Source organism: Haloactinospora alba (assembly GCF_006717075.1).
GTDB lineage: Bacteria > Actinomycetota > Actinomycetes > Streptosporangiales > Streptosporangiaceae > Haloactinospora > Haloactinospora alba.
This window is the reverse complement of sequence record NZ_VFQC01000001.1, coordinates 771,637-796,353: the sequence shown is the minus strand read 5'-3', so window position 1 is coordinate 796,353 and position 24,717 is coordinate 771,637. Positions and strand designations below refer to the sequence as shown.

Sequence of the window (24,717 nt, the reverse complement as noted above, 5' to 3'; positions counted from 1 at the left end):
CGGTTCCTCCGCGTCCCGCGCGGCGGGTCAGGGACGGGAACGCAGCCTCCCGGGCGCGCGGCCCGTTCCGTCACACCAAGCAGGGGACGCCCGGACCCGTAGCGGGCGCCCCGAACACCCCGGGCGGGAGCCGGGTCAGGCTCCCACGGAAACGTCGGGCTCGCCCGACTCGGTGCCGTTGTCCTTCATCTCCTCGGCAAGACGCTGTGCCTCATTGACGAGGGTCGACACGATCTCCTCCTCGGGGACGGTCTTGATGACCTCCCCCTTGACGAAGATCTGGCCCTTGCCATTGCCCGAGGCCACACCGAGATCGGCGTCGCGCGCCTCGCCCGGGCCGTTGACGACACACCCCATCACGGCCACCCGGAGCGGCACGTCCATCCCCTCCAGTCCCGCGGTGACCTCGTCGGCCAGGGTGTACACGTCCACCTGGGCGCGGCCGCAGCTCGGGCAGGAGACGATCTCCAGCCCTTTCTCCCGCATCCCCAGGGACTCCAGGATCTGGTTGCCGACCTTGACCTCCTCGGCCGGGGGTGCCGACAGCGACACCCGGATCGTGTCACCGATCCCCTCGGCCAGCAGCGCGCCGAACGCCACCGAGGACTTGATCGTTCCCTGGAAGGCGGGGCCCGCCTCGGTGACGCCGAGATGCAACGGGTAGTCGCACTGCTCGGCGAGGCTGCGGTAGGCGTTGATCATCACCACCGGGTCGTTGTGCTTCACCGAGATCTTGAGGTCCCGGAACCCGTGCTCCTCGAACAGGGAGCACTCCCACAGCGCCGACTCCGCCAGCGCCTCGGGGGTGGCCTGGCCGTACTTCTCCAGCAGACGCTTGTCCAGCGAGCCCGCGTTGACACCGATCCGGATCGGCACGCCGGCGTCCCCGGCGGCCTTGGCGATCTCTCCAACCTTGTCGTCGAACTTCTTGATGTTCCCCGGGTTCACCCGCACGCCGGCGCATCCCGCGTCGATGGCGGCGAACACGTACTTCGGGTTGAAGTGGATGTCGGCGATCACCGGGATCTGGGACTTCTTGGCGATGATCGGAAGCGCTTCGGCGTCGTCGGCGCTGGGAACAGCGACACGTACGATCTGGCATCCGCTGGCTGTCAGCTCGGCGATCTGTTGCAGGGTGGCGTTGATGTCGGCCGTCACCGCGGTCGTCATCGACTGCACCGACACCGGGGCATCCCCGCCGACGGGAACATTCCCGACCATGATCTGCCGCGACTGGCGCCGGGATGCGAGAGGGCGCGGGCGGGCAACGGGCATTCCAAGATCGACGGACACGCGTTCTCACCTCGTCGGCCGCCGGGGACACGCCGGCGGCGTCGCTCGAATTCGAAAAGTACGGGAGGGCCGTGGGCAGGAGTTTCCCGCTCTGGGAACGCGCGGGAGGCTCCCGGCATTCCGCGGGCGGGAACCAGCCTATCGGTTGCGGAGCCGGGACAGCCCCGCCGCTGGTTACATGATACGTACCGGATTGACGATGTCGGCGATCGCCAGGATCACGCTGAACACCAGGAAGCACGCCACCACGATGTAGGCGACGGGCATGAGCTGGGCGACGTCGAACGGTCCGGGGTCGGGTCGCCGGAACAGGCGGGCCAGGCGCTTGCGCACCGACTCCCACAGGGCTCCGAGGACGTGGCCGCCGTCCAGCGGCAGGATCGGCACCATGTTCACGATGAACAGGAACAGGTTGATCCCGGCCAGCAGGTTGGCCATCAGGACCACGCGCTCCATCAGCGGGATCGGCTGGGAGAGTACCTCACCGCCGATGCGGGAGGCTCCCACGATTCCGACGGGCGAGTCGATCCCGCGCTCCTCGCCCATGAACGCCGCGCGGAACACGTCGTCGACCTTGGAGGGCAGGGCGACGAGCGCCTCCCCGGCCCCGACGATCGTGTCGCCCATGTGGGCCGCGGTCTCTCCCGCTCCCAGCTGCTGGCGCTCCTGGTCGAACGCGATGCCGAGGAACCCCGCCTTCTCGGTCTCCGGCACCCGGTAGCCCCGCTCGTCGGTGCGCGGTTCGCCGTCCGCGTCGGTCTTGTACACCGGGTCCCCGGCGTCGTCCCGTTTGACCACCGTGTTCTCGATGAGGTCGGCGGTCAGCGTGCGGGTCTCCCCGTCCCGGCGCACCTCGATCTCGGTGGGTCCGGTGGAGCCTTTGATCTCCTGGTTGGCGCGTTCCCAGGTGGGGGTCGCGGCCCCTCCCACCGAAACGATCTCGTCGCCGGGGCGCATCCCCGCCTCCGCCGCCGGCGCCGGCGGGTCGTCCTCGGAACAGCTGGTGTCCTCGGCGGTGGTGGGAACAACGCAGTCGGACACGGACTGGACCGTGGTGGTGGGCTGCAGTACGCCGAAGCCCATGAGGACGAGCGCGAACAGGACGACCGCGAGAACGAGGTTCATCGCGGGGCCCGCCACCATCACGATGATCCGTTTCCAGGGGGCGCGCTGGTAGAACTGGCGGTCCTCGTCGCCCTCCTCGAGTTCGACGTTGTTGGCTTCGCGGGCGTCCTCCACCATGGCGCGCCAGCGCGACATCGGCTTGGCCGACGTGTCCTGCTTCCGACTCGGCGGGATCATTCCGACCATACGGACGAAACCACCCAACGGCACCAGTTTGACGCCGTACTCGGTGTCGCCCTTCGTCCTCGACCACAGGGTTTTCCCGAAACCGACCATGTACTGGGTGCAGCGAATGCCGAACATCTTGGCCGTGGCCAGGTGCCCGAGCTCGTGCCAGGCGATGGAGAAAAGCAGCCCCAGGAACAGGAGCACGATGCCGAGCGTGGTCAGAAACGCGACCATGGATATCCCCTCATCCGCTCCGCGATATCAGTTCCCGGGCGCGGCTCCGCGCCCAGTCGTCCGCCGCGTAGACGTCGGCCAGTCGGATACCGGTACCCGTTGATTGCTGTTCTGAGACTACCTGCGCCACTGTGTCCACAATCGCGGGGAATGCCAGCCTGTTGTCGAGGAACGCCCCGACGGCCTCCTCGTTGGCCGCGTTGTACACCGCTGGTGCGGTCCCCCCGGCGGCACCGACCTCGCAGGCCAGCTGCACCGCGGGAAACGCCTCCGCGTCCAGGGGATGGAACGTCCAGTTCTGTGCGGTGGTCCAGTCGATTCCCGGAGCCGCGGCCTCGACCCGGTGCGGCCAGCCGATGCCGTAGGAGATCGGCAGCCGCATGTCGGGAGGGCTCGCCTGTGCCAGGGTGGAACCGTCCGTGAACTCCACCATGGAGTGGACCATCGACTGCGGGTGCACCACGACCTCGATCCGGTCGAAGGGGATGTCGAAGAGGAGGTGCGCCTCGATGACCTCCAACCCCTTGTTCACGAGGGTCGCGCAGTTCACGGTGATGACCGGCCCCATGTTCCACGTGGGGTGGTCGAGCGCCTCGGCGGGTGTGACCGCCGCGAGCTCGGAGCGCGACCTTCCGCGGAACGGGCCGCCGCTGGCGGTGATGACGAGCTTGCGCACCTCTTCCAACGGTGCCGCTACCTGCCCCTGCGCGAGGCTGGTGAGCGCGGCGGAGTCGGGGCGCGGCAGGCACTGCGCGAGCGCGAAGTGTTCGGAGTCCACCGGAACGATCTGTCCGGGACCAGCGGCCTCGCGCACCAGCGGACCGCCGATGATGAGCGACTCCTTGTTCGCCAGGGCCAGCATCCGCCCCGCTCGCAGGGCGGCCAACGTGGACTCCAGTCCGAGCGCGCCGGTGATGCCGTTGAGCACCACGTCGCACGGCCACGTGGCCAGTTCGGAGACGCCCTGGGCTCCGGAGAGCACCGTGGCGGAACTGTCGCGCTCGCGCAGGTGGCGGGTGACACCGTCCACCGCGGTGGGATCGGCCACGGCCACAGCTCGCACACCGAGTTTTCCGGCCTGCTCGGCGAGCAGTTCGGGACGACCGCCACCGGCGGCGATCCCGACGACCCGGAAACGTTCGGGGTTGGCGAGGGCGACATCGATGGCCTGGGTACCGATCGACCCGGTCGATCCCAGGATCACCACATCGCGGCGGGAATCTGGCGAGGTGTCCCGGACGAACTGTTCTGCGATAGCCACGCCTCCATTGTTACGCACCAGCTCACCGACGAGTGCCGTTCCCGCGGGCGGTCACGGGCCGCTGCCCCCTTTACAGGCTCCGCACGGTGCCTTACTTTTACCGGAACGTAAGTTACCTCACAGTAGGGGGTGGTTGCCGCCACCCGCTACCGATCCCCCGACCGGTCACGGCACCCGGCCGTGCGACCCCCGAGGTTAACAATGCGACGACTGCGAGCACTGGTTGCTCTGACCACGACCGCGATCCTCACCACCAGCGTCCTCACCCCCCACAGCGCCGCTGCCGCCACCGGCAGCACCGTCGAGTACACCACCGTCCCCGGCTCCCAGGGGACGGACCTCAAAGCCATGGTCATCACCCCGACCGGCCACGAGGGGCCCCGCCCGCTCCTGGTCATGCCGTCCTCGTGGAGCATGTCCAACGTGGAGTACGTGGGAGCCGCGAAGAAACTCGCCAGGGAGTCGGGATACCAGGTCATCAGTTACACCTCACGCGGCTTCTGGGACTCCGGCGGTGAGATCGAGGTGGCCGGCCCGGAGGACATCGCCGACGCGAGCAGCGTCATCGACTGGGGGCTGGAGAACACCGACGCCGACCCGGACCGGATCGGCATGGCGGGAATCTCCTACGGAGCCGGGATCAGCATGCTCACCGCCGCCGAGGACGACCGGGTCAAGGCCGTCAGCGCGATGAGCGGCTGGACCGACCTGGGCGCTTCCCTCTACCCCGGTGACACGATCAGTTTCCAGGCCGTCGAGCTCCTGCTCACGGCGGCGAAAGCCACCGGGCGCCCCGGGGACGACCTGCAGCACATCGAGGAGGAGTACCGCAAGGGCAACATCGATCCCGCCCTGGAACTCGCCCAGGAACGGTCGGTGGCCACCAAGATCGACCAGGTCAACGACAACGGCACCGCGGTCATGATCGCCAACGCCTACAACGACGGCCTCTTCCCGCCCTCCCAGATGTCGGACTTCTACACGCGGCTGGACGTACCCAAACGGCTCATGCTCTCCGCCGGTGACCACGCCACCTCCGAGGCCGGCGGCGCCGTCGGACTTCCCAACGAGACGTGGGACGAACTCACCCGATGGTTCGACCACCACCTGCGCGGAGTGGACAACGGCGTCGGCTCCGAGGACCCGGTGCGGCTGAAACCCAGCAACGGGGACGGCGGCTGGACCGGCTATCCCGACTGGGAGTCGGTCGCGGACCAGCGGGAGGAACTGCACCTGAGCGAACCCGAGCGCAGCTGGGAACAGTGGCAGTCCACCGGCGGCCTGCAACCGGAAGCGGCACCCGGCTGGGGCTACGACATCCGCACCGGCCGGGGAACCCTGGCCGACAGCGGGACGGTGCTGCTGGACGGAGCTCTGCGGCAGTTCGCCGACATCCCCACCGGCGTCTCCCTCCCGTTCGTCAACCGGGACCGCGCCGGCGTGTGGACCAGTGACGCCTACCCGGAGGGGATGCGCGTCAGCGGCACTCCCAGCGCCCGGGTCACGGTGACGCCGACCGCCCGGAACCAGTCCCTGTACACCTACCTGTACGCCATCGACTCCCACGGGAACGGGGCACTGATCACCCACAAGCCGCACACCGTGCGGGACGCCTCCCCGGGTGAGCCCGTAACCCTGGACCTGGACCTGGAACCGGTGGTGTGGGACCTCCCGGAAGGACACCGGTTGGCCCTGGTCATCGACACCGCGGACGCGCGCTACACCGACGAGAGCGCGAGGGGCGAACAGTTGGAGTTCTCCTCGCCGGAGGGCGAACCGTCCGTGCTGACGGTACCCACGGCCTGACCTCCCGGTGGTGCGGGGGCACAGCGCACCGCCCCACCGGACCACGGCGTTTCCCGGTCCCAGCCGAACCATCTCCCGTCGGGGCCCACCGGCACGGCCGCTTCCCCGCGACCGTGCCGGTGGGCGACGTCACGGCCCGGTGGTTCCGTCCCGGGGGACATGCCGTTCACCGCGAGCCACCCCGCAGCGGTGCTGCCGCTGGGCGCGCTCCTGGCGGGAGCGGTCGCGCCCGGCCTCCCCTACTACCTCCACACCGCGTCCCTCGCTGCCACCACGCACGGCCCGCGGAGGCTCGGGGGCGACGTCGCCTCCGGCGCCGGTGCGTTGCTGTGTTCCGACTCGCCCTCCGGGCACCGCTCTCCGCGCTTCTCCCACCACACGCGCGCGACCGTGTTCCCCACTCCCCCGCCTCCCCGGAAGACCGGTGGGGGATGATCCTCCTGACGGTGGTCGCCCTCGCGGTGGCGGCGCCTGCCGCCTCCCCGGGCGCCGTCAGCGGATACGATCTGGTGCGCTGCTTCTCCCCGGGAGCCACCCGGGGCGCGGGCGTCGCGCTCGTCTGCTACTCGGCGGGCTCGCACCTGCGGCGGTGCGGACGACGTCCCGGTGCGACAACACGACACCCGAACCGTAAGTAGCCAAATAATCACACTATGTGTGGCATGCTCGGGTGTCATGACACCGTCTGCCACCAGAAAACTCCTGGCCCCGCTCGCGTGCGGCGCGCTCCTCCTCTCCGGCGTCCCGGCCGAGGCGACCTCCCGGAGTCCGGACGTCGGCACCCAGGACAGCGGCATCACCCGTGACTCCTCCACCGCCCAGCAGCGCGCGGGAGCGACAGACTACTGGAGTCCCGAACGCATGGAGGCGGCCACACCGCTCGGGCGCGTCCTGGACTCCCCCTCCGGGAGCGGCGGCGAGCGCTCGCCGCAGAGCGCCGCGAGCGACGACAGCACCGGTGAACGCTGGGACCGCGGCGGAAAGGTAACGAAGACGACCGGGAAGGTGTACCTGACGATGGACGGTCGGGACTTCACCTGCTCCGGCTCGGTCGTGCGGGCCGACAACCGGGACACGGTCCTCACCGCGGGGCACTGCCTGAAGGACGGCACCGGGGCCTGGGCCGAGAACTGGACCTTCGTTCCCGGCTACGAGGACGGGAGCAGCCCGCACGGCCGGTACTCGGCGCGGGAGAAGCTCGTCCCTCGGCAGTGGTCCCAGCAGGAGGACGACAGCTTCGACGTCGGTCTGGCCGTCGTCGGGACCGACGACGGGAACCACGTACAGGACGAGGTGGGCGCGCAGCGGATCGCCTTCGGCCAGCGCCCGGGGGACCCGACGTACGCGTTCGGCTACCCGGCCACGGATGGGTACTCCGGTCGTTACCTGCACTACTGCGCCGGCGACACCCGCCCGGACCAGGACGGCACCACCGCCAGCGGTATGGACTGCGAGATGACCCAGGGGTCCAGTGGTGGCCCGTGGCTGTCCGGGTTCGACCCGGAAACCGGTACCGGGACCGTCACCTCGGTCATCAGTTTCAAGTACGCGAGCGACCCCACGACCCAGTACGGCCCGTTCCTCGGGGATGAGGTACGCCGGCTCTACCGCGAGGCTCAGGCGCTCTAGGCGGAGCGCGGAACCGGCCCCGCGCTCGCTCCCGTGCCGCGCCGCGGCGCGCGGGGATGTGCGGATGGCTCCGCTCCGGTCCGTCCGGGGAACGTTCCGTGGCGGTGCCGGTGGCGGGAAGACCCGGTCCACCCGCCACCGGGCCGACACCGCGGTCACACCATGTCGCGGATCCAGCCGTGCGTGTCCGGTCGGCTGCCGTACTGGATACCGACCAGTTCCTCCCGCAGCCGCATCGTGACCGGTCCGGGGGTCCCGTCACCGATTCGGAACTCGCCATGGGAGCTCTTCACGTACCCCACCGGGGTGATCACTGCGGCGGTTCCACACGCGAACACCTCGGTCAGTTCGCCGCTTTCCGCCGCGGAGCGCCACTCGTCGGTGGAGATCCGCCCCTCCTCCACGGGGATCCCGAACTCCGGCGCGAGCGTGAGCAGTGAGTCCCTGGTGACGCCGGGCAGCAGTGTCCCGGTCAGTGCCGGGGTGCGCAGCCGCGCGCCGTCCCCGGAACCGAACACGAAGAACAGGTTCATGCCGCCCATCTCCTCGACCCAGCGGTGTTCCACCCCGTCGAGCCAGACGACCTGGTCGCACCCCTGTTCCAGGGCCTGGGCCTGGGCGACGAAGCTTGCGGCGTAGTTCCCGGCGAACTTGGCCTCCCCGGTCCCTCCGGGAGCGGCACGCGTGTAATCCTCACTGAGCCACACCGAGACGGGTTTGATTCCCCCCGAGAAGTACGGTCCCGACGGGGAGGCGATCAGCACGAACATGTAGCTCCGGGAGGGGTGGTTGACCCCCAGCCCCACGTCCGTGGCGAACATGAACGGACGCAGGTAGAGGCTGCTGTCCTCCTGGGAGGGCACCCAGTCCGCGTCCTGGCCGAGCAGTGCCTCGATCGCTCCGGTGAAGAGTTCCTCGTCGAGTTCGGGCATGGCCATGCGCCGTGCGCTGCGGTTCATACGCGCGGCGTTGGCCTCCGGCCGGAAACAGGCGATCGTGCCGTCCGGGTGGCGGTACGCTTTCAGCCCTTCGAAGATCTCCTGGGCGTAGTGCAGGTTCGCCGAGGCCGGGTCGAACGACAACGGGGCGTAGGGCTCCACCCTCGCGTCGTACCAGCCTTTGCCCTCCGTGTAACGGATGGTGACCATGTGATCGGTGAACACATTGCCGAACCCGGGATTGTCCAGTAGGGCCGCTCGTTCCTGCGGGGTCCTCCGCTGGTCCGAGGGCTGGATGTCGAACGTCAACCCGCTTTTGGTGGTGCTGCTGTTCATGGGTAAGAGGTCCTCTCGGGTACGTCAGGCCGGCCGCACTGCCGACCCTGAATCCTAGTGTGGCGGAAACGACGCACCCGGAGCCATAGCCGCACCAAGCAGCGGGGAACGAACACGGAACCGCGGCCACGGGCGGGGCCGACGACCACGGGTGCGCCTGCGTGGGACAGGCGGCCGTGGTCGTCGCTGCGCCTCGGCGCGCCTGTACGGGAGCAGGGCCGAGGCGGTTTCCTCAGCCCTGCTCGACTACTCGCTTGGCGAGATCGTCACCGACGCGTTCGGTGGAGCGTTGGCTTCCGGACTCGGCGCGGGCACGCAGGTCCTCGGCCACCGCAGCCTCCACCTGGCGCGCCGCGGCCTCCAAACCGAGGTGTTCGAGCATGGCCGCGCCGGAGAGGACCGTCGCGGTCGGGTCGGCCACCCCTTGGCCCGCGATGTCCGGGGCGGAACCGTGCACCGGTTCGAACATGCTGGGGAACTCGCGCTGCGGGTTGATGTTGCCGCTGGCGGCCAACCCGATCCCGCCCGCGATGGCGGCGCCGAGGTCGGTGATGATGTCGCCGAACAGGTTGTCGGTGACGACGACGTCGAAACGCTCCGGCTGGGAGACGAAGAACATGGTCGCCGCGTCGACGTGGCAGTAGTCCACGGCCACGTCCGGGTACTGCGCGCCGACCTCGCGTACCACACGCTGCCACAGCTCCCCGGCGTAGGTGAGGACGTTGTCCTTGTGCACCAGGGTGAGACGCCGGGCCGGGCGCGCCTGCGCCTTCGCGAAGGCGTAGCGCACCACGCGTTCCACGCCGAACCGGGTGTTGACGCTGTCCTGCGTGGCGATCTCCCCCGGGGTGTCCTTCCGCAGCACTCCGCCCATACCGGCGTAGGGCCCCTCGGTACCCTCCCGGACCACGAGCATGTCGATGTCGTCGGGCGCGGCGTCGGCCAGCGGTGTGTGCACCCCCGGATACAGCTTGACCGGCCGCAGGTTGACGTAGTGCGCGAAGTCGAAGCGCAACCGCAGCAGCAGCCCGCGTTCCAGGACCCCGCTCGGCACTGACGGGTCCCCCACCGCGCCGAGCAGGATGGCCTCGTGGCCACGGAGCTCCTCCGCCACGGTGTCCGGGAGCGTCTCGCCGGTGGCGTGCCACCGGCCGGCTCCCAGGTCGTACTCGGTGGTCTCCAGGGTGACGTCGTGCCGCGCGGCCGCGGCCGACAGGACCTTCACCCCTTCGGTGACAACCTCGGGGCCGATCCCGTCACCGGGAACCACCGCCAACGGGACGCTGCGAGTGGGCATAGAAAGCCGATCCTCCACTTCACGAGGGTGGGAACGAGTTAACGGTGGTGAGGTGCGTGAGCCTCACCGGCCGGAGGGCCCGCCGTTGTCGCGGCGGTCCAGGGCGACCTGCACGGCCTGGGTCGTGTCGTCGTCGTTACCGGCGGGAGCGGGAGTGGTGTCATACATGGCGATCCTCGCACGGGGCGCGTGGGGCGGATGTTTCTGGGCGCGCTGGTTCCCCGGGGATCGCCGTTGCGGGAAGGCTGTCGCTCGCGCCGGGTTCCGGCGGAGTTCGGCTGCGCGGGGCTGTGGCACCGCGCTCAGCTCGTGCGCCCGTCTTTATTCCCTGAGGGAAGAGGATATCGGATGTCCAACTATCGTGCTACTGGGCACCCCCGTGAACGTACGGGGCCGCCGGTCGGCGGCCCCGTGTTCACGTCACAGCGGCGGGACTCAGTACAGCTGTACCTGGCGCGTCGTCGCCGCGCTGATCTCTGTCGAGATCTGGTTCAGCGTGTTGTCCGGGATAGCGGAGTCCACGGTGAGCGTGATGAGCGCCTTCCCGCCTTCCGTGTCCCGGCTCACCTGCATGCCCGCGATGTTCACACCGGTCTCGCCGAGGACGGCGCCGACCTTGCCGACGATGCCGGGCCGGTCGTTGTAGGCGAAGAACACCATGTGCTCGCTCAGCGAGATCTCCATGGTGTAGCCGTTGAGCTCGACGAGTTTCTCGATGTTCCGCGGGCCGGAGAGCGTGCCCGAGACCGACACCTTCCGGCCGTCCGACAGGATGCCCCTGACGCAGACGAGGTTGCGCCAGTCACTGTTGTCGTCGCTGGTGACCAGACTGACCTCGACTCCCAGCTCCTTGGCCAGCAGCGGGGCGTTGACGAAGGTCACCGCCTCCTCGACGACGCCACCGAAGACACCCTTGAGGGCGGCCAGCTCCATCACCTTGACGTCGTGGGCCGCGAGTTCGCCGCGCACCTCGATGTCGATCTTGCTGGCGGCACCCCCCGCGAGCGAGGTGAAGATCCGGCCGAGCTTCTCGGTGAGCGGCAGTGCCGGTTTGACCTCCTCGGCGACCGCGCCGCCCTGCACGTTGACGGCGTCGGGCACGAACTCACCGGACAGGGCGAGTTTCACCGACCGTGCCACCTGCGTTCCGGCCTTCTCCTGGGCCTCCTCGGTGCTGGCACCCAGGTGCGGGGCGACCACGACGCTCTCGAACTCGAACAGCGGACTGTCGGTGCAGGGCTCGTTGGTCCAGACGTCGATACCGGCGCCCGCGACCTTCCCCTCCTTCAACGCGCGGTACAGGGCGTCCTCGTCCAGGATCCCCCCGCGCGCGGCGTTGATGATACGCAGGTTCGGTTTGGCCTTGCTGAAGGCGTCGTCACTGATCAGGCCGATCGTGTCCTTGTTCTTCGGCAAGTGGACGGTGATGAAGTCGCTGCGCTCCATCACCTCGTCCAGGCTCACCAGCTCCACGCCCATCTGGGCGGCGCGAACCGGTTGCACGAACGGGTCGTAGGCGATGAGTTTCGTACCGAACGCCGAGAGTCGCTGCGCGACGAGCGCGCCGATACGCCCCAGACCGACGATCCCCACGGTCTTGTCGTACAGCTCGACCCCGGTGTACTTGGAGCGTTTCCACTCCCCGTTGACCAGGGCGTTGTGCGCCGGAGCCGTGTTGCGGGAGGTGGCCAGCATCAGGTTGACCGCCTGTTCAGCGGCGCTGATGATGTTCGACGTGGGGGCGTTGACCACCAGCACACCGGCCTTGGTCGCGGCGTCGACGTCGACGTTATCCAGTCCCACTCCGGCGCGGGCCACCACCTTCAGGTTGGGGGCGGCGTCCAGCGCCTCGGCGTCGATGGTGGTCGCGCTACGCACGACCACGGCGTCGACGTCCGCGAGGGCGGGCAGCAACTGCGAGCGGTCGGCACCGTCGGCGCGGTGGACGTCGAAGTCCTCCTCCAACAGTGCGATTCCGGCGGGCGAGAGTTCTTCCGCTACGAGAACGGAGGGCTTGGACACAGCTTGTTCCTTATGTAGGTTGCGATGTGGCCGCACCGGTTGCGGCGTCGGCATCTCCGTACCTTGCAAGGCGGGCCGCAGGGCCAATAAAAGTCTACTGCTCCAGGGGGAAGCCCTAGGGCCAAGGGGGCCGGTTTTCCGGACGGAGCGACACGAATTCCCTGGTGAGAGCGGATATCGCAAGGAACGGTGAGCGGTGTGGTGCGCCCGGACCGGAGTAGCCGGTCCCGGGCAGGGAGTGCCCGTCCGGGCGGTGGGCACCCACCGCCCGGACGGGAGGAACGACTCAGCCCTGCAGCCAGCTCATCAGGGGGCGGAGCTCCGCGCCCACCTTCTCGATCGGTTCCTCCTGCTCCGCCTCGCGGCGTTTGAGGAAGTTGGGCCGGCCGGCGTCGAACTCCTCGACGAGCTCGCGCGCGTAGCTGCCGTCCTGCACCTCGGAGAGGATCTGGCGCATGCGGTCGCGCACCTCGTCGGTGATGACCCGCGGCCCCCGCGTGTAACCGCCGTACTCGGCGTTGTCGGACACGGACCAGTTCATCTTGGAGATGCCGCCCTCGTACATGAGGTCAACGATGAGCTTGACCTCGTGCAGGCACTCGAAGTAGGCGACCTCCGGCTGGTAGCCGGCCTCGGTGAGGGTGCTGAACCCGGCCTTGATGAGTTCGGAGAGGCCACCGCACAGGACGGCCTGCTCCCCGAACAGGTCGGTTTCGGTCTCCTCGGTGAAGGTGGTCTTCAGCGCTCCGGCACGGGTGCCGCCGATGCCCTTGGCGTAGGACATCGCGAGGTCCCAGCCGTTTCCGGAGGCGTCCTGCTCCACCGCGACGAGTACCGGGACCCCGCGCCCCTCCTCGAACTGGCGGCGGACCAGGTGGCCGGGGCCCTTCGGGGCCACCATGGCGACGTCGACGTCGGCCGGCGGTGTGACCAGGCCGTAGCGGATGCTGAACCCGTGGCCGAAGAAGAGGGCGTCCCCCGGCTTGAGGTGGGGCTCGATCTCGGCGGTGTACAGGTCACGGTGGATGTGGTCCGGAACCAGTATCTGGATCAGGTCGGCCTCCTGGGCCGCCTGGGCCGGAGTGACGACACGCAGCCCGAGCTCCTCGGCCGTCGCGCGGCTCTTGGAACCCTCGGCGAGCCCGATCCGCACGTCCACGCCCGAGTCCCGCAGGGAAAGAGCGTGCGCGTGCCCCTGGCTTCCGTAACCGATCACGGCGACGGTCCGCCCCTGGATGACACTCAGGTCGGCTGAGTCGTCGTAGTACATCTCTGCTGCCACGTCGGCCTACTCCTTGCTCGTGAGTGTGTCGGGCCGGCCCGGCCTTCCGGGCCGGCGAGTCGTGTCGTGTGGTGCGCGGTCGTGTGGCTGCTCTCCTGCCCGCGCCGCGGCCTCAGGCGGTCCGTTCGACGGGCCGCAGTGAGCGGTCGGCGATCGACCGCGGACCGCGTCCCACGGCGACCAGTCCGGACTTGACGAGCTCCTTGATCCCGAACGGTTCCAGGTTCCGGATCAACGCGTCGAGCTTCTCCGGCGTTCCGGTCGCTTCGAGGACGACCACCTCCGGGTTGACGTCGACGACGTTGGCCCGGAACAGCTCGGCCGTCTGGACCACGGCCGCGCGGTTACTCGCCTCGGCCTTCACCTTGGCGAGCAGGAGCTCCCTGCGCACCGAGGCGTCGTTGTCCATCTCAACGATCTTGATGACGTTCACCAGCTTGTTGAGCTGTTTGGTCACCTGCTCCAAGGGGTGGCGGTCGCAGTTGACCACGATCGTCATCCGGGAGACGCCCTCGTATTCCGTGGTGCTGACACTGAGGGAGTCGATATTGAATCCGCGCCGGGAGAACAACGCCGATGCCCTGGTGAGGATACCCGGCGTGTCCTCCACGAGGACGGAAAGCGTGTGCTGGCTCATGGTCGTCGCCCTTCTAGTCCTCACTGTCCCATTCGGGCGCCATGTCGCGCGCGTACTGGATGTTGTCGTTGCTGATCCCTGGGCCGACCATCGGCCACACCATCGCGTCGTGACTGACCGAGAAGTCCACCACGACGGGAGCGTCGTCGATCGCCATGGCCTTCTCGATCGTGGCGTCGATGTCCTCGGCGCGTTCGCACCGCAGCCCCACACAGCCGTGGGCCTCCGCGAGCCGCACGAAGTCGGGGACCCGGACCTTCTCGTCCTGCGGGGCGGTCTGCAGGTCCGTGTTCGAGTAACGCCCGTCGTAGTAGAGGGTCTGCCACTGGCGGACCATGCCGAGGTTGCCGTTGTTGATGACCGCGACCTTGATCGGGATGTTCTCCACGGCGCAGGTCGCCAGCTCCTGGTTGGTCATCTGGAAGCACCCGTCGCCGTCCACCGCCCACACGGCCCTGTCGGGAGAGCCCGCCTTGACGCCCAGCGCGGCGGGCACGGAGAAGCCCATGCTGCCCAGACCACCGGAGTTCACGAACGTGCCGGGGTGTTCGTAGCCGATGAACTGCGAGGCCCACATCTGGTGCTGGCCGACGCCGGCCACGTAGACGGCGTCGGAGCCCGCGATCTCTCCCAGCCGTTTGATGACGTGCTGGGGCGCGACCTGGTCCTCGCCGGGCTCCTCGTAGCCCAGCGGGTAGACCTCGCGCAACCGGTCGAGCTGGGCCCACCATGCGGCGTAGTCGCCGTGGCGCCCGTTGGACTGGTCGTTGCGGACGGCGACCACCAGGTCGGCGAGGACCTCGCGGCAGTCCCCCACGATCGGGATGTCGGCGTGCCGGTTCTTGGAGATCTCGGCGGGGTCGATGTCGGCGTGGACGACCTTGGCGTCGGGAGCGAAGCTGTCCAGCCTGCCGGTGACCCGGTCGTCGAACCGGGCACCGAGAGCGACGACGAGGTCGGCCTTCTGCAGGGAGCCCACCGCGGCAACCGTCCCGTGCATGCCCGGCATACCCAGGTGCTGGGGATGGCTGTCCGGGAAGACGCCCCGCGCCATCAGGGTCGTGACCACGGGCAGGCCGGTGAGTTCGGCGAGCACCCGCAGCTCCTGGGAGGCTCCCGAACGCAGCACCCCGCCTCCCGCGTAGATCACCGGCCGGCGGGCTTCGGCGATCAGCCGGGCGGCCTCACGGACCTGTTTGCCGTGCGGCTTCGTCACCGGCCGGTACCCGGGCAGGTCCAGGCGCTGCGGCCAGGAGAACGTCGTCTGCGCCTGCAGCGCGTCCTTGGCGATGTCCACCAGAACGGGCCCGGGGCGGCCGGTGGAGGCGATGTGGAACGCCTCGGCGATGGTGCTCGGAATGTCCGCGGCCTCGGTGACCAGATAGTTGTGCTTGGTCACGGGCATCGTGATGCCGCAGATGTCGGCTTCCTGGAACGCGTCCGTGCCGATGAGCGGGGTCGCCTGCTGGCCGGTGATCACCACCATCGGCACCGAGTCCATGTGGGCGTCCGCGATGGGGGTGACCAGGTTGGTGGCTCCCGGACCGCTCGTGGCTATGCAGACGCCGGGGCGACCGGTCGAGTAGGCGTAGCCCTCAGCCGCATGACCGGCGCCCTGCTCGTGCCGCATGAGTACGTGGCGCACGCTGCCGGAGTCGAAAAGCGGATCGTAGGCGGGGAGGATGGCCCCGCCGGGGATTCCGAAAACCGTGTCGGCGCCGGCGTACTCCAGCGACTTGACCAGCGACTGGGCTCCGGTCATTTGCTCAGTCATTAATACGTCCTTAACCCAAGGCTCGTAATCGAGGTGTGCCTGACAGCAAAAAACCCCTCACCGCACCGTGCGGTTGAGGGGCGCGCGAAATGAGTACCGTGGTCAGCTCGCCGCGCGCCGACCAGGTACGAGAATGAGAGAGTTGCTTTGCACGCTTTTAACAATGGCGGACAGCAGAGCGAACCGTCAACTGAAACGCCATTTTGTCTCACCATATGAGACATCCCGGTTCACCATCCGACTGGACCGGAGACACTGCGCACCCGCGGCGGGACGCTTCGTATCCGAACGCGGGACGGGAACCCCGCGGGGGACCCACCGGGTGTCGTGCTGTTCTACAACGGGATGCTGGAGCCGCCGAGGAGCGCCTCCACCCCCTCGGCCACCATCGGGCGCGCCACGAGGAAGCCCTGCCCGTGGCCGCACCCCATCGAACGCAGTTGTTCGAGCTGCTCCGGGCGTTCGATGCCCTCGGCGATGATGCGCATGCCGAGATCCTGGCCGAGCCGGATGATCGTGTGCGTGAGCAGGGTGACGGTTCCGTCCGTTCCCAGGTCCCGGATGAACGAGGGGTCGATCTTGATCGCGTCCACCCGCAGCTCCCGCAGGTGCGCCAACGACGCGTAGCCCATACCGAAGTCGTCGATGGCCAACCGGATCCCGAGCCGCCGCAGTTCGGCCAGCCGCTCCACGGACTCGCCCGGGTTCTCCAGGAGTACCTCCTCGTCGACTTCCAGGGTGAGCACCTCCGCGGGTAGCCCGGTTTCGGCGAGCACCCCCGACACCGTCTCGACGAACCCCGTGGAGAGGATCTGCTTGACGGACAGGTTCACGGACAGGTCGATGTCCCAGTCCGAGGCCCGCCAGAAGGCGACCTTGGCGCAGGCCTCCCGCAGGATCCACTCCCCCAGCGGCACGATCAGACCCGACTCCTCCGCCGGACCGATGAAGGTCTCCGGCGGTTCCAGCTCCTCGCCGCGCCGCCAACGCACCAGCGCCTCGACCGCTGTCACCTGGGAATTCTCCAGATCCACCACGGGCTGGTACTCCAGTAGGAACGCGCCGTCCGCCAGTGCCTGACGCAGCTCGGTCTGCAGCTCCAACCGCCCGACCACCGTGGCGTGCATCTCGGCCGCGTAGATCTCCAGCCGGCCGCCACCACCGCGCTCCTTGGCACGCACCATCGCCATGTCGGCGTTGCGCAGCAGTTCACCGCTGTCCGTCATCCGCTCGGCGAACGCCACCCCGGAGCTGGCGGTCAGCAGCACCTCCCGGTCGGCGATGTGGAACGGTTCGGCGCTGATGATCCGGCCCAACCGTTCCGCGAGGTCCACCACCTGCTGGGCCTGGCGGCCCTCCTCGATCAGGACGGCGAACTCGTCACCGCCCCACCGCGCGAGCGTGGCGCCGACCCCGACGGTCACCCGCAACCGCCGCGCCGCCTGGGCGAGCAGGTAGTCGCCGAAGGTGTGCCCCGAGGAGTCGTTGACGGCGGTGAACCCGTCGAGGTCCAGGAAGATGGCGGCGATCTCGCCGGGAGGCCCCTGTCCGCGCTCCCGCCCGGAGAGCACCTCGCGGGTGCGCTCCTCCAGGTAGGCCCGGTTGGGCAGCCCCGTGATCCCGTCGTGGAACGTCAGGTGGTTGATCTGGTCCTCCAGCGCCACCTGGGCGCTGATGTCGCGGGTCGTCACCAGCAGCCGCTCCGGGAGTCCCGGCTGTTCGTACGGGGACGCCGTGGACTCCGTGTGGCGCCAGGTGCCGTCGCCCGCGCGCACCCGGACCCGCAGGTAGACGCTCGAGGAGCCGCCCCGGCGGAAGGTCGACACCGCAGCGGTCACCCGCGGCATGTCCTCGGGGTGGATGACCGTCGTGATGGGGTGGCCGAGAATGTCGTCCTGCTGGTACCCGAACGCCTCGGCCGCACCCGGGCTGACATAGTGCACCGTGGCGTCGTAACCGAGGATGAGGTTGACGTCACCGCTGTTGCGCGCGAGCTCGTGGAAGTGCCGCTCCCGGGTGAGCACCATCCGCGTCAGCGTGGAGTTCTCCTCCAGGAGGCCGCTGACCCGCACGAGCAGGACGAGCACCGACGAACCGGCCGCCAGCGGCAGGGCCGGAGCCACGTCGTCCAGCCGGAGGCCCGCCACGGTCAGCACCACCGCCGCGACGGACAGGGCCGCCGCCGCGGCGATCTCCGGGGCGAACCGGTACAGCCCGCGCCCGGTGATACGCCGCGGCGCCGCGGCCGCGGTGTCGCGGATCAACCACGGCAGGCTGCCCAGCAACGCGAAACCGAGGAACCGTACCGGGTACTCGATCCCCCCGGCGAGCGCGACACCGGTCAGACGGCTCACGGCTCCGATGAGATCGGCCCCGCAGATGATGACGAACGCTCCGATCGCCAGCAGGACCGCGCGCCGCGTGTTGTGCGGTGACATGAACACCAGCGGCGCGAGCAGGCACAGGACGGCGATGTCGGCGACCGGGTACACCAGGGCCAGTGCCAGGAATCCGGTCCCCTCTCCGAGCTCCTGGTAGAGAGGGGCGAACAGCAGCAGCCACACCACGGAGAAGAGCGCGGCTGCGCACACGTAGCTGTCCGTGACGTGCCGCAGAACCGGACGCGCCCCCTGCGGTAGGGGAGCGAAACGGATGAAACCGATCACGAACAGCGGCAGCGCGAACAGCGCGAACAGGTCACCGAAGCTCAGGGACAGCGCGGTGTTGACACTGAGCAGACCGGTGACGGCGTAGACGAACGCACCGGCGCACCACGCCAGCGCGGCGAACCCGAGGAAACGCAGCGCGGACACCGGATCCACACCGGGGGTCTCCTCCTGGTCGGGGCCGGCCTCCCCGACGCGCACCGCGCGTCGGCGGGCGGCGTACAGCAACGACGCCCCCGCCACGCCGGAAACGACAGCGGTCGGCCAGTTACCGAGCCAGGTCGTCAGCGACATTCCGCCGACCGCCACCAGAGTTCCCGACGCGTAGGCCACGGTGAGAACGAGGATGCCGCCGAGCCACACCCGCGAGTCCAGCCTCATCGCAGCGCTCCGTGGAACGCGGTCGAGGAAAGGGAACCGGTGCGTCTCGGCGCTACGACCGTGATCATGATTGTTGGGCCCCTCCCCGGCATCAGCGCTACGGGAGCGGGCGCCCGCCTCCTTCCGGCGTGAACTCGGGTGCTGGCGTGCCCACGAAACCATGTCCGGAGACAACGGCTCCGGTCCGTTCCGAGCACGGCGCCGGGATGCGTTCCCCTCCATGGCCGGGAGCGGGTGCCGGACGCCTCCCCGAGCAACGGCACAGTTCGCGTCGACTCGTTCTCGTGCGTTGGTTTCTCGCACAACAACGGTACTCGGCCAAGGTCACGCCCAGATAGAGAAGGGACAGAGACCCAGCGACAAAACAATCACGACCGGCTACGATGTGTGCTTTCTCTCCCGTGCTCAGGAAACCCCGAGTTTCTCCAGGATCAGCTCCCGGGCGCGCCCGGCGTCCGCCTGCCCCTGGGTCGCCTTCATCACGGCACCGACGAGCGCACCGGCCGCGGCGACCTTCCCGCCGCGGATCTTCTCCGCGGCGTCCGGGTTGTCGGCGATGGCCTGGTCCACGGCAGCGCCCAGAGCGGAATCGTCGCTGACCACCTGCAGGCCGCGCGTCTCCACGACCGTGTCCGGGTCCCCCTCGCCGTTCAGGACACCCGCGACGACCTGTCGCGCCAGCTTGTTGGTCAGGGTTCCCTCGGCGATGAGGGCGACGACCCGCGCCACCTGCGCCGGGGTGATCTCCAGCGCGTCAAGCGCGACCTCGTTCTCGGTGGCGTGCCGCGAGAGCTCGTTGAGCCACCACTTGCGGGCGTCGTCCGGCGAGGCACCGGCGTCCACCGTCGCGGACACCAGGTCGATCGCCTCAGCGTTGTCGAGGTCGCGCAGTTCCTCGTCGGAGAGGCCCCATTCGGCCTTGACCCGGGCCCGTTTCGCGGCCGGGAGCTCCGGCAGGCTGGCGCGCAGCTTCTCGATCCACTCGGAGTCCGGCGCGATCGGAACCAGGTCGGGGTCGGGGAAGTACCGGTAGTCCTGGGCCTCCTCCTTGCTGCGGCCCGCGACGGTGCTCCCGCTGTTCTCCTGGAAGTGGCGGGTCTCCTGCACCACTCGGGAGCCGGCGTCGAGCACACCCGCCTGGCGCTCGATCTCGAACCGGACGGCGCGGTCGACCGAGCGCAGCGAGTTGACGTTCTTGGTCTCGGTGCGGTTCCCCCACGCTTCCGCGCCGCGCGGCGTCAGCGAGACGTTGACGTCGCAGCGCAGCGAGCCTTCCTCCATACGCACGTCGGAGATCCCCAGTGACCGGGCGAGGTCGCGCAGCTCCCGCACGTACGCCCGGGCGATCAGGGGAGCCATGTCCCCCGCGCCCTCGATCGGTTTGGTCACGATCTCCAGCAGCGGAATACCCGCGCGGTTGTAGTCGACGATGGAGTAGTCCGCACCGTGGATCCGCCCTGTCGCACCGCCGACATGCGCGGTCTTGCCGGTGTCCTCCTCCATGTGCACCCGTTCGATCCCGATACGGAAGACCTGGGGCCCCTCCTCGGGGGAGTCCACCGTGACGTCGAGGTAGCCGTCGGTGCAGATCGGCTCGTCGTACTGGGAGATCTGGTAGTTCTTCGGCATGTCCGGATAGAAGTAGTTCTTCCGGGCGAACCTGCTCCAGGGGGCGACCGAGCAGTTCAGCGCCAGACCGAGCCGGATCGCGCTCTCCACCGCTGTCTCGTTGACCACGGGAAGCGCCCCCGGAAGGGCCAGACACACCGGGCACACCTGGGTATTGGGGGTCGCGCCGAACTGGGTGGCACAGGAGCAGAACATCTTCGACTCGGTACCCAGCTCGATGTGGGTCTCCAGACCGAGCACCGGTTCGTACCTGCCCACGGCGTCGTCATAGGCCACGTGGGCCGGCTCGCCGCTCGAGGTGGGGCCGTTCGCTACCGCGCCAACCATCGCCGCACAATCCGTTTCCGTGTTCTTCGTTTCCCCGCCGCGCGCTCCGCCGCGGCGTGCCCCGCCGGCCTTTCCCGGCAGGCCGTTCCTGCTGGAGGGACACCTCCCGCCTGTCCACGTAGCCTACCGATCCCGCAGGGCTGACGGTGACGTCCGCCGGGATTCCGGCAACCGGAACCATCCAGCACCATCGCACCGTGGCCGGGGGAACGGCCACAACCGCGGCCTTCGGGCGACCGGAACCGCCCCCACCAGCGGCGCACCGTTCCCGGTCCCCGAGGAGAGCACCGCCGGTTACGCGATTCCTCGCAGATGAGAAGCGGAGGCCACTCTCGCGGCACAAAACCGCGGGGAATATATCCGCGTCTTTTTGTCGAACCGTGTTGGAAGTCCGGAATCGGGTCGTTAGTATCGGAGCGCGCGGGAACCAACGATTCGCCGGCACGCGGTCCCGCTACGCGACACCGGCTGTCGTCACTCAGCGACGAAGAGAAGAAGCGCCGCTTCCCGCGCGGCCGATACCGCGCCGGGTGTCCGGTGCTCCGGTACCACACGCGCACCCGTCGGACTACGGCCATTGGCTGCTTCCCGCAGCCGGGAACAAGCAGCACGCATCCGATTTCGTACCTCTCCCCCCGGGACTGGATTTGACCAATATGACATTCCCCCCCTATCCCCGAAACCGTGCGCGAAAATCCGCCTCGGTGGCGGCCGCCACGACCGCCGCTCTCCTCGCGTTCGGTTTCGCGGCCACCCCCGCTGCCGCCGACGGCGCCGAAGGCACGTACGTCGGTAACGAGGCCAACGGCGTGGACGTGCACATGGGCGGTGACACGGCGGGTACCAGCCTGTTCCAGCTGGACCTGAAGGACGGCCCGATGCTGCGGACCTACTGCATCGACTTCGAGACCGACATCCGCGGCGGGGCCGACTACGAGGAGGACGAGTGGTCGGACTACCCCGGTAAGGGTGACTTCGCCGATCCGGCCAAGGTCCACTGGATCCTGCAGAACTCCTACCCCTCCGCCGAGGTCGGCGAACTGGCGGAGAAGAGCGGTGTCGAGGGGCTGAACCAGAAACAGGCCATCGCCGGCACCCAGGCGGCGATCTGGCACTTCAGCAACGACCTCGGCCTCGACGAGAAGAACGGCGAGAAGGTCACGGCCCTCTACGACTACCTGGTGGACAACGCCGAGGAGGTGAAGGAGCCGGAGGCCTCGGTGAGCATCGAGCCGGAGTCCGCGGAGGGCACCGCCGGCGAGGTGGTCGGCGAGTTCACCCTCAGCACCAGTGCCGAGTCGGTCTCGCTGGACGTGGACGCTCCGGAGGGGGTCGAGCTGGTCGACCCGGACAGCGGCGATGCCCTCTCCGAGGCCGCGGACGGCGACCAGTTCGGCTTCTCGGTCCCGCAGGACGCCGACAAGGGCGAAGCCACCGTCTCCACCTCCGTCTCCGCCGAGGTCCCCCGCGGTCGGCTGTTCCAGGGCGTCGAGGGGGAGGACCCCACCCAGACGCTGATCACCGCCGACACCGACGAGAGCACGGTGACCGCCCAGGCCACGGCCAGCTGGAAGGAGTCCGCGGAGAGCCCCTCCCCGACGGAGTCGCCCACCACCAAACCGCCGGAGGAGACACCGCCTCCCGAGGACACCGAGAGTCCCAGCCCCACGCCGACCCAGACCCAGGAGAAGCCCGCCCCGGAGAAACCGGAGCAGGATGACGAGGGGCTTCCCGTCACCGGTACGGCGCTCGGCGGCCTCGTGGCGGCCGCGGTGGCCGCGGTCGGCGCCGGCGGTGCCGCGATCTACCTCAGCCGTAAGCGCCGCAGCAACATGGCAGAGGAGTAAACCGGTAGGCCAGGGTCCGCCCCGGCTGACCAGAAGCGCCCGCCGCCTCCACGGAGGCGGCGGGCGCTCGTTTTTGCTGTCCGGCCGGTTCCGGCGGTGCCTCTCCCTACACCGCCACGGCGTCGCGGGTCAGCAGCGCTCCGCCGTTGTTCTGACCCAGGGCGGCCTCGACGGCGGCACCGACCCGGTAGGTACGGTCGTCGGCCAGCGCCGGGGCCATCACCTGCAGCCCCACCGGCAGGCCGTCCTCGGGCGCCAGCCCGCACGGCACCGACAGCGCGGCGTTGCCGGCGAGGTTGGTGGGGATCGTGCACAGGTCGGCGAGGTACATCGCCATCGGGTCCTCGGCGCGCTCCCCCAGCGGGAAGGCCGTGGTGGGGGTCGTGGGCGACACGAGCACGTCGACGTCGCCGAAGGCGGCCTCGAAGTCCCGTTTGATGAGGGTGCGCACCTGCTGGGCCGAACCGTAGTAGGCGTCGTAGTAACCGCTGGAGAGCGCGTACGTTCCCAGCATGATCCTGCGCTTGACCTCGGGGCCGAAGCCCTCCGCCCGGGTCAGCGACATGACGTCCTCCGTGCCGTGGTCGCCGTCGTCGGCGACCCGCAGCCCGTAACGCATCGCGTCGAACCGGGCCAGGTTGGAGGAGCACTCGCTGGGAGCGATCAGGTAGTAGGCGGAGAGGGCGGTTTCGAAACTGGGGCAGGAGACGTTGACGACCGTGGCCCCCAGGCTCTCGAGCAGCGCCACCGACTCCCGGAAACGCTGCATCACCCCGGGCTGGTAGCCCTCACCGTCGAGCTCGGTCACCACGCCGATGCGCATGCCCGCCACGTCGGCGCGGGTGGCGGCGTCCACCACCGGCGGCACCGGCGCGTCGATGGAGGTGGAGTCGCGCGGGTCGTGCCCGGAGAACGCCTCGTGCAGCAGTGCGGTGTCCAGCACGGTGCGTCCGAACGGTCCCGGCGTGTCCAGGGAGGACGCGAAAGCGATCACCCCGTAGCGCGAGGACCCGCCGTAGGTCGGTTTGGCTCCGACGAGGCCGCAGACGGCAGCCGGCTGGCGGATCGACCCGCCCGTGTCGGTGCCGGTGGCCAGGGGGGCCTCGAACGCGGAGACGGCCGCTGAGGACCCCCCGGAGGACCCGCCCGGCACGCGGGACAGGTCCCACGGGTTACGGCTGACGCCGTAGGCCGAGTTCTCGGTGGAGGAACCCATGGCGAACTCGTCCATGTTGGTCTTGCCGAGGATGACCAGTCCGGCGTCCCGCAACCGCTGGCTCACCGTCGCGTCGTAGGGGGGCTGCCATCCCTCGAGGATGCGCGACGCGGCCGTGGTCGGCATGTCCGTGGTGGTGAAGAGGTCCTTGTGCGCGATCGGGACGCCGGCCAGAGGACCGAGGTCCTCGCCGGCCGCCAGCCGCGTGTCCACGGCGCGGGCCTGCTCCATCGCCGCGTCGCGGTCCACGTGCAGGAACGCGTTGACGTTCCCGTCCACCTCGGCGATCCGGTCCAGATGGGCCTCGGTGACCGCGGCCGAGGAGAGCTCTCCGGAACGGATGGCGGCGCCGAGCTCGTGCGCGCTCATCCTGGTCGGATCGGTGCTCACTACTCCTCCTCCCCCAGGATCTGCGGGACACGGAACCGTTGGTCCTCCACCGCGGGGGCGCCCGACAGTGCCTGGTCGGGAGTGAGCCCCGGGCGGGCCTCGTCGGCTCGGTACACGTTGGTCAGCGGCAGTGCGTGCGAGCTCGGTGGAACATCGTCCGTGGCGGCTTCCTGGACCTTGGCCACGGAGGAGATGATCACGTCGAGCTGGGAGGCGAGCTGGTCCAACTCGTGCTCGGGCAGCGCCAGCCGCGACAACCGGGCGAGGTGCGCGACCTCATCGCGGGTGATGGCGGTCATGAATGAAAAACCGTTCCTTCGGTTACCAGCGAAAGATAATGACAGCTCAATCCTATTGCCGCTGCGGGGGAGCCGCGCCCAGTCCGCGTGTTCCGGCACCGCGGCCCCGCGGACGGTACGCGGCGCGGAACGGCGCGCGCCGGGTGTTCCGCGCCGCCGG

18 protein-coding genes are annotated in these 24,717 nt (G+C 69.1%); 5 read left to right on the top strand and 13 right to left on the bottom strand.

Annotated features, from left to right (window positions below; genetic code table 11):
• Positions 1-135 precede the first annotated feature (135 nt).
• The 3 genes from ispG to dxr all read right to left on the bottom strand — a co-directional run bounded on the left by ispG (position 136) and on the right by dxr (position 4,024).
• Positions 136-1,293, bottom strand: coding sequence for a flavodoxin-dependent (E)-4-hydroxy-3-methylbut-2-enyl-diphosphate synthase (ispG, locus tag FHX37_RS03765; protein WP_141922150.1), 1,158 nt, complete (start codon positions 1,291-1,293; stop codon positions 136-138).
• 174 nt (positions 1,294-1,467) lie between these two features.
• Positions 1,468-2,820, bottom strand: a complete 1,353-nt coding sequence (locus FHX37_RS03760; protein ID WP_141922148.1) for a M50 family metallopeptidase — start codon at positions 2,818-2,820, stop codon at positions 1,468-1,470.
• Between the two features lie 10 nt (positions 2,821-2,830).
• The gene (gene dxr, locus FHX37_RS03755) at positions 2,831-4,024 is read right to left on the bottom strand and encodes a 1-deoxy-D-xylulose-5-phosphate reductoisomerase (protein ID WP_211351881.1); all 1,194 of its coding nucleotides are present in this window, start codon (positions 4,022-4,024) and stop codon (positions 2,831-2,833) included.
• Between the two features lie 258 nt (positions 4,025-4,282).
• Between dxr and FHX37_RS03750 the strand changes: the two genes are divergently transcribed.
• The 4 genes from FHX37_RS03750 (at position 4,283) to FHX37_RS03735 (ending at position 7,516) form a co-directional block, all read left to right on the top strand.
• Entirely contained in the window at positions 4,283-5,887 is a 1,605-nt protein-coding gene (locus FHX37_RS03750; protein ID WP_141922144.1) for a CocE/NonD family hydrolase, read from the top strand.
• A gap of 159 nt (positions 5,888-6,046) precedes the next feature.
• Positions 6,047-6,322: a DUF4184 family protein gene (locus FHX37_RS23140; protein ID WP_141922142.1), complete on the top strand. Its 276-nt coding sequence runs from the start codon at positions 6,047-6,049 to the stop codon at positions 6,320-6,322.
• Entirely contained in the window at positions 6,319-6,525 is a 207-nt protein-coding gene (locus FHX37_RS23135; RefSeq protein WP_141922140.1) for a hypothetical protein, read from the top strand. Before FHX37_RS23140 ends, FHX37_RS23135 begins: the two co-directional genes overlap by 4 nt.
• Before the next feature lie 37 nt (positions 6,526-6,562).
• Complete coding sequence (locus FHX37_RS03735; protein WP_141922138.1) at positions 6,563-7,516, top strand: trypsin-like serine peptidase; 954 nt, start codon at positions 6,563-6,565, stop codon at positions 7,514-7,516.
• A gap of 155 nt (positions 7,517-7,671) precedes the next feature.
• On the opposite strand, the gene FHX37_RS03730 is transcribed toward FHX37_RS03735, so the two are convergent.
• The 8 genes from FHX37_RS03730 to gatB all read right to left on the bottom strand — a co-directional run bounded on the left by FHX37_RS03730 (position 7,672) and on the right by gatB (position 20,805).
• On the bottom strand, positions 7,672-8,790 hold the full coding sequence (locus FHX37_RS03730) for a branched-chain amino acid aminotransferase (RefSeq protein WP_141922137.1): 1,119 nt from the start codon (positions 8,788-8,790) through the stop codon (positions 7,672-7,674).
• A gap of 232 nt (positions 8,791-9,022) precedes the next feature.
• The gene (locus FHX37_RS03725) at positions 9,023-10,087 is read right to left on the bottom strand and encodes a 3-isopropylmalate dehydrogenase (protein ID WP_141922136.1); all 1,065 of its coding nucleotides are present in this window, start codon (positions 10,085-10,087) and stop codon (positions 9,023-9,025) included.
• Between the two features lie 435 nt (positions 10,088-10,522).
• The gene (gene serA / locus FHX37_RS03720; protein ID WP_141922134.1) at positions 10,523-12,109 is read right to left on the bottom strand and encodes a phosphoglycerate dehydrogenase; all 1,587 of its coding nucleotides are present in this window, start codon (positions 12,107-12,109) and stop codon (positions 10,523-10,525) included.
• A 286-nt stretch (positions 12,110-12,395) separates the two neighbouring features.
• Entirely contained in the window at positions 12,396-13,391 is a 996-nt protein-coding gene (gene ilvC, locus FHX37_RS03715; protein WP_211351737.1) for a ketol-acid reductoisomerase, read from the bottom strand.
• A 112-nt stretch (positions 13,392-13,503) separates the two neighbouring features.
• Complete coding sequence (gene ilvN / locus FHX37_RS03710; protein ID WP_141922132.1) at positions 13,504-14,028, bottom strand: acetolactate synthase small subunit; 525 nt, start codon at positions 14,026-14,028, stop codon at positions 13,504-13,506.
• A 13-nt stretch (positions 14,029-14,041) separates the two neighbouring features.
• Positions 14,042-15,802, bottom strand: a complete 1,761-nt coding sequence (locus FHX37_RS03705; protein WP_141922131.1) for an acetolactate synthase large subunit — start codon at positions 15,800-15,802, stop codon at positions 14,042-14,044.
• A 335-nt stretch (positions 15,803-16,137) separates the two neighbouring features.
• A complete protein-coding gene (locus tag FHX37_RS03700) occupies positions 16,138-18,849 on the bottom strand; it encodes a putative bifunctional diguanylate cyclase/phosphodiesterase (RefSeq protein WP_141922129.1) in 2,712 nt (903 codons plus the stop codon).
• 405 nt (positions 18,850-19,254) lie between these two features.
• On the bottom strand, positions 19,255-20,805 hold the full coding sequence (gene gatB, locus FHX37_RS03695; RefSeq protein ID WP_141922127.1) for an Asp-tRNA(Asn)/Glu-tRNA(Gln) amidotransferase subunit GatB: 1,551 nt from the start codon (positions 20,803-20,805) through the stop codon (positions 19,255-19,257).
• A gap of 704 nt (positions 20,806-21,509) precedes the next feature.
• On the opposite strand from gatB, the gene FHX37_RS03690 reads away from it, so the two are divergent.
• A complete protein-coding gene (locus FHX37_RS03690) occupies positions 21,510-22,652 on the top strand; it encodes a thioester domain-containing protein (RefSeq protein WP_342777592.1) in 1,143 nt (380 codons plus the stop codon).
• A gap of 106 nt (positions 22,653-22,758) precedes the next feature.
• On the opposite strand, the gene gatA is transcribed toward FHX37_RS03690, so the two are convergent.
• A complete protein-coding gene (gene gatA, locus FHX37_RS03685) occupies positions 22,759-24,237 on the bottom strand; it encodes an Asp-tRNA(Asn)/Glu-tRNA(Gln) amidotransferase subunit GatA (protein ID WP_141924993.1) in 1,479 nt (492 codons plus the stop codon).
• A gap of 20 nt (positions 24,238-24,257) precedes the next feature.
• Positions 24,258-24,557: an Asp-tRNA(Asn)/Glu-tRNA(Gln) amidotransferase subunit GatC gene (gatC, locus tag FHX37_RS03680; RefSeq protein WP_141922123.1), complete on the bottom strand. Its 300-nt coding sequence runs from the start codon at positions 24,555-24,557 to the stop codon at positions 24,258-24,260.
• Between the last annotated feature and the right edge of the window lie 160 nt (positions 24,558-24,717).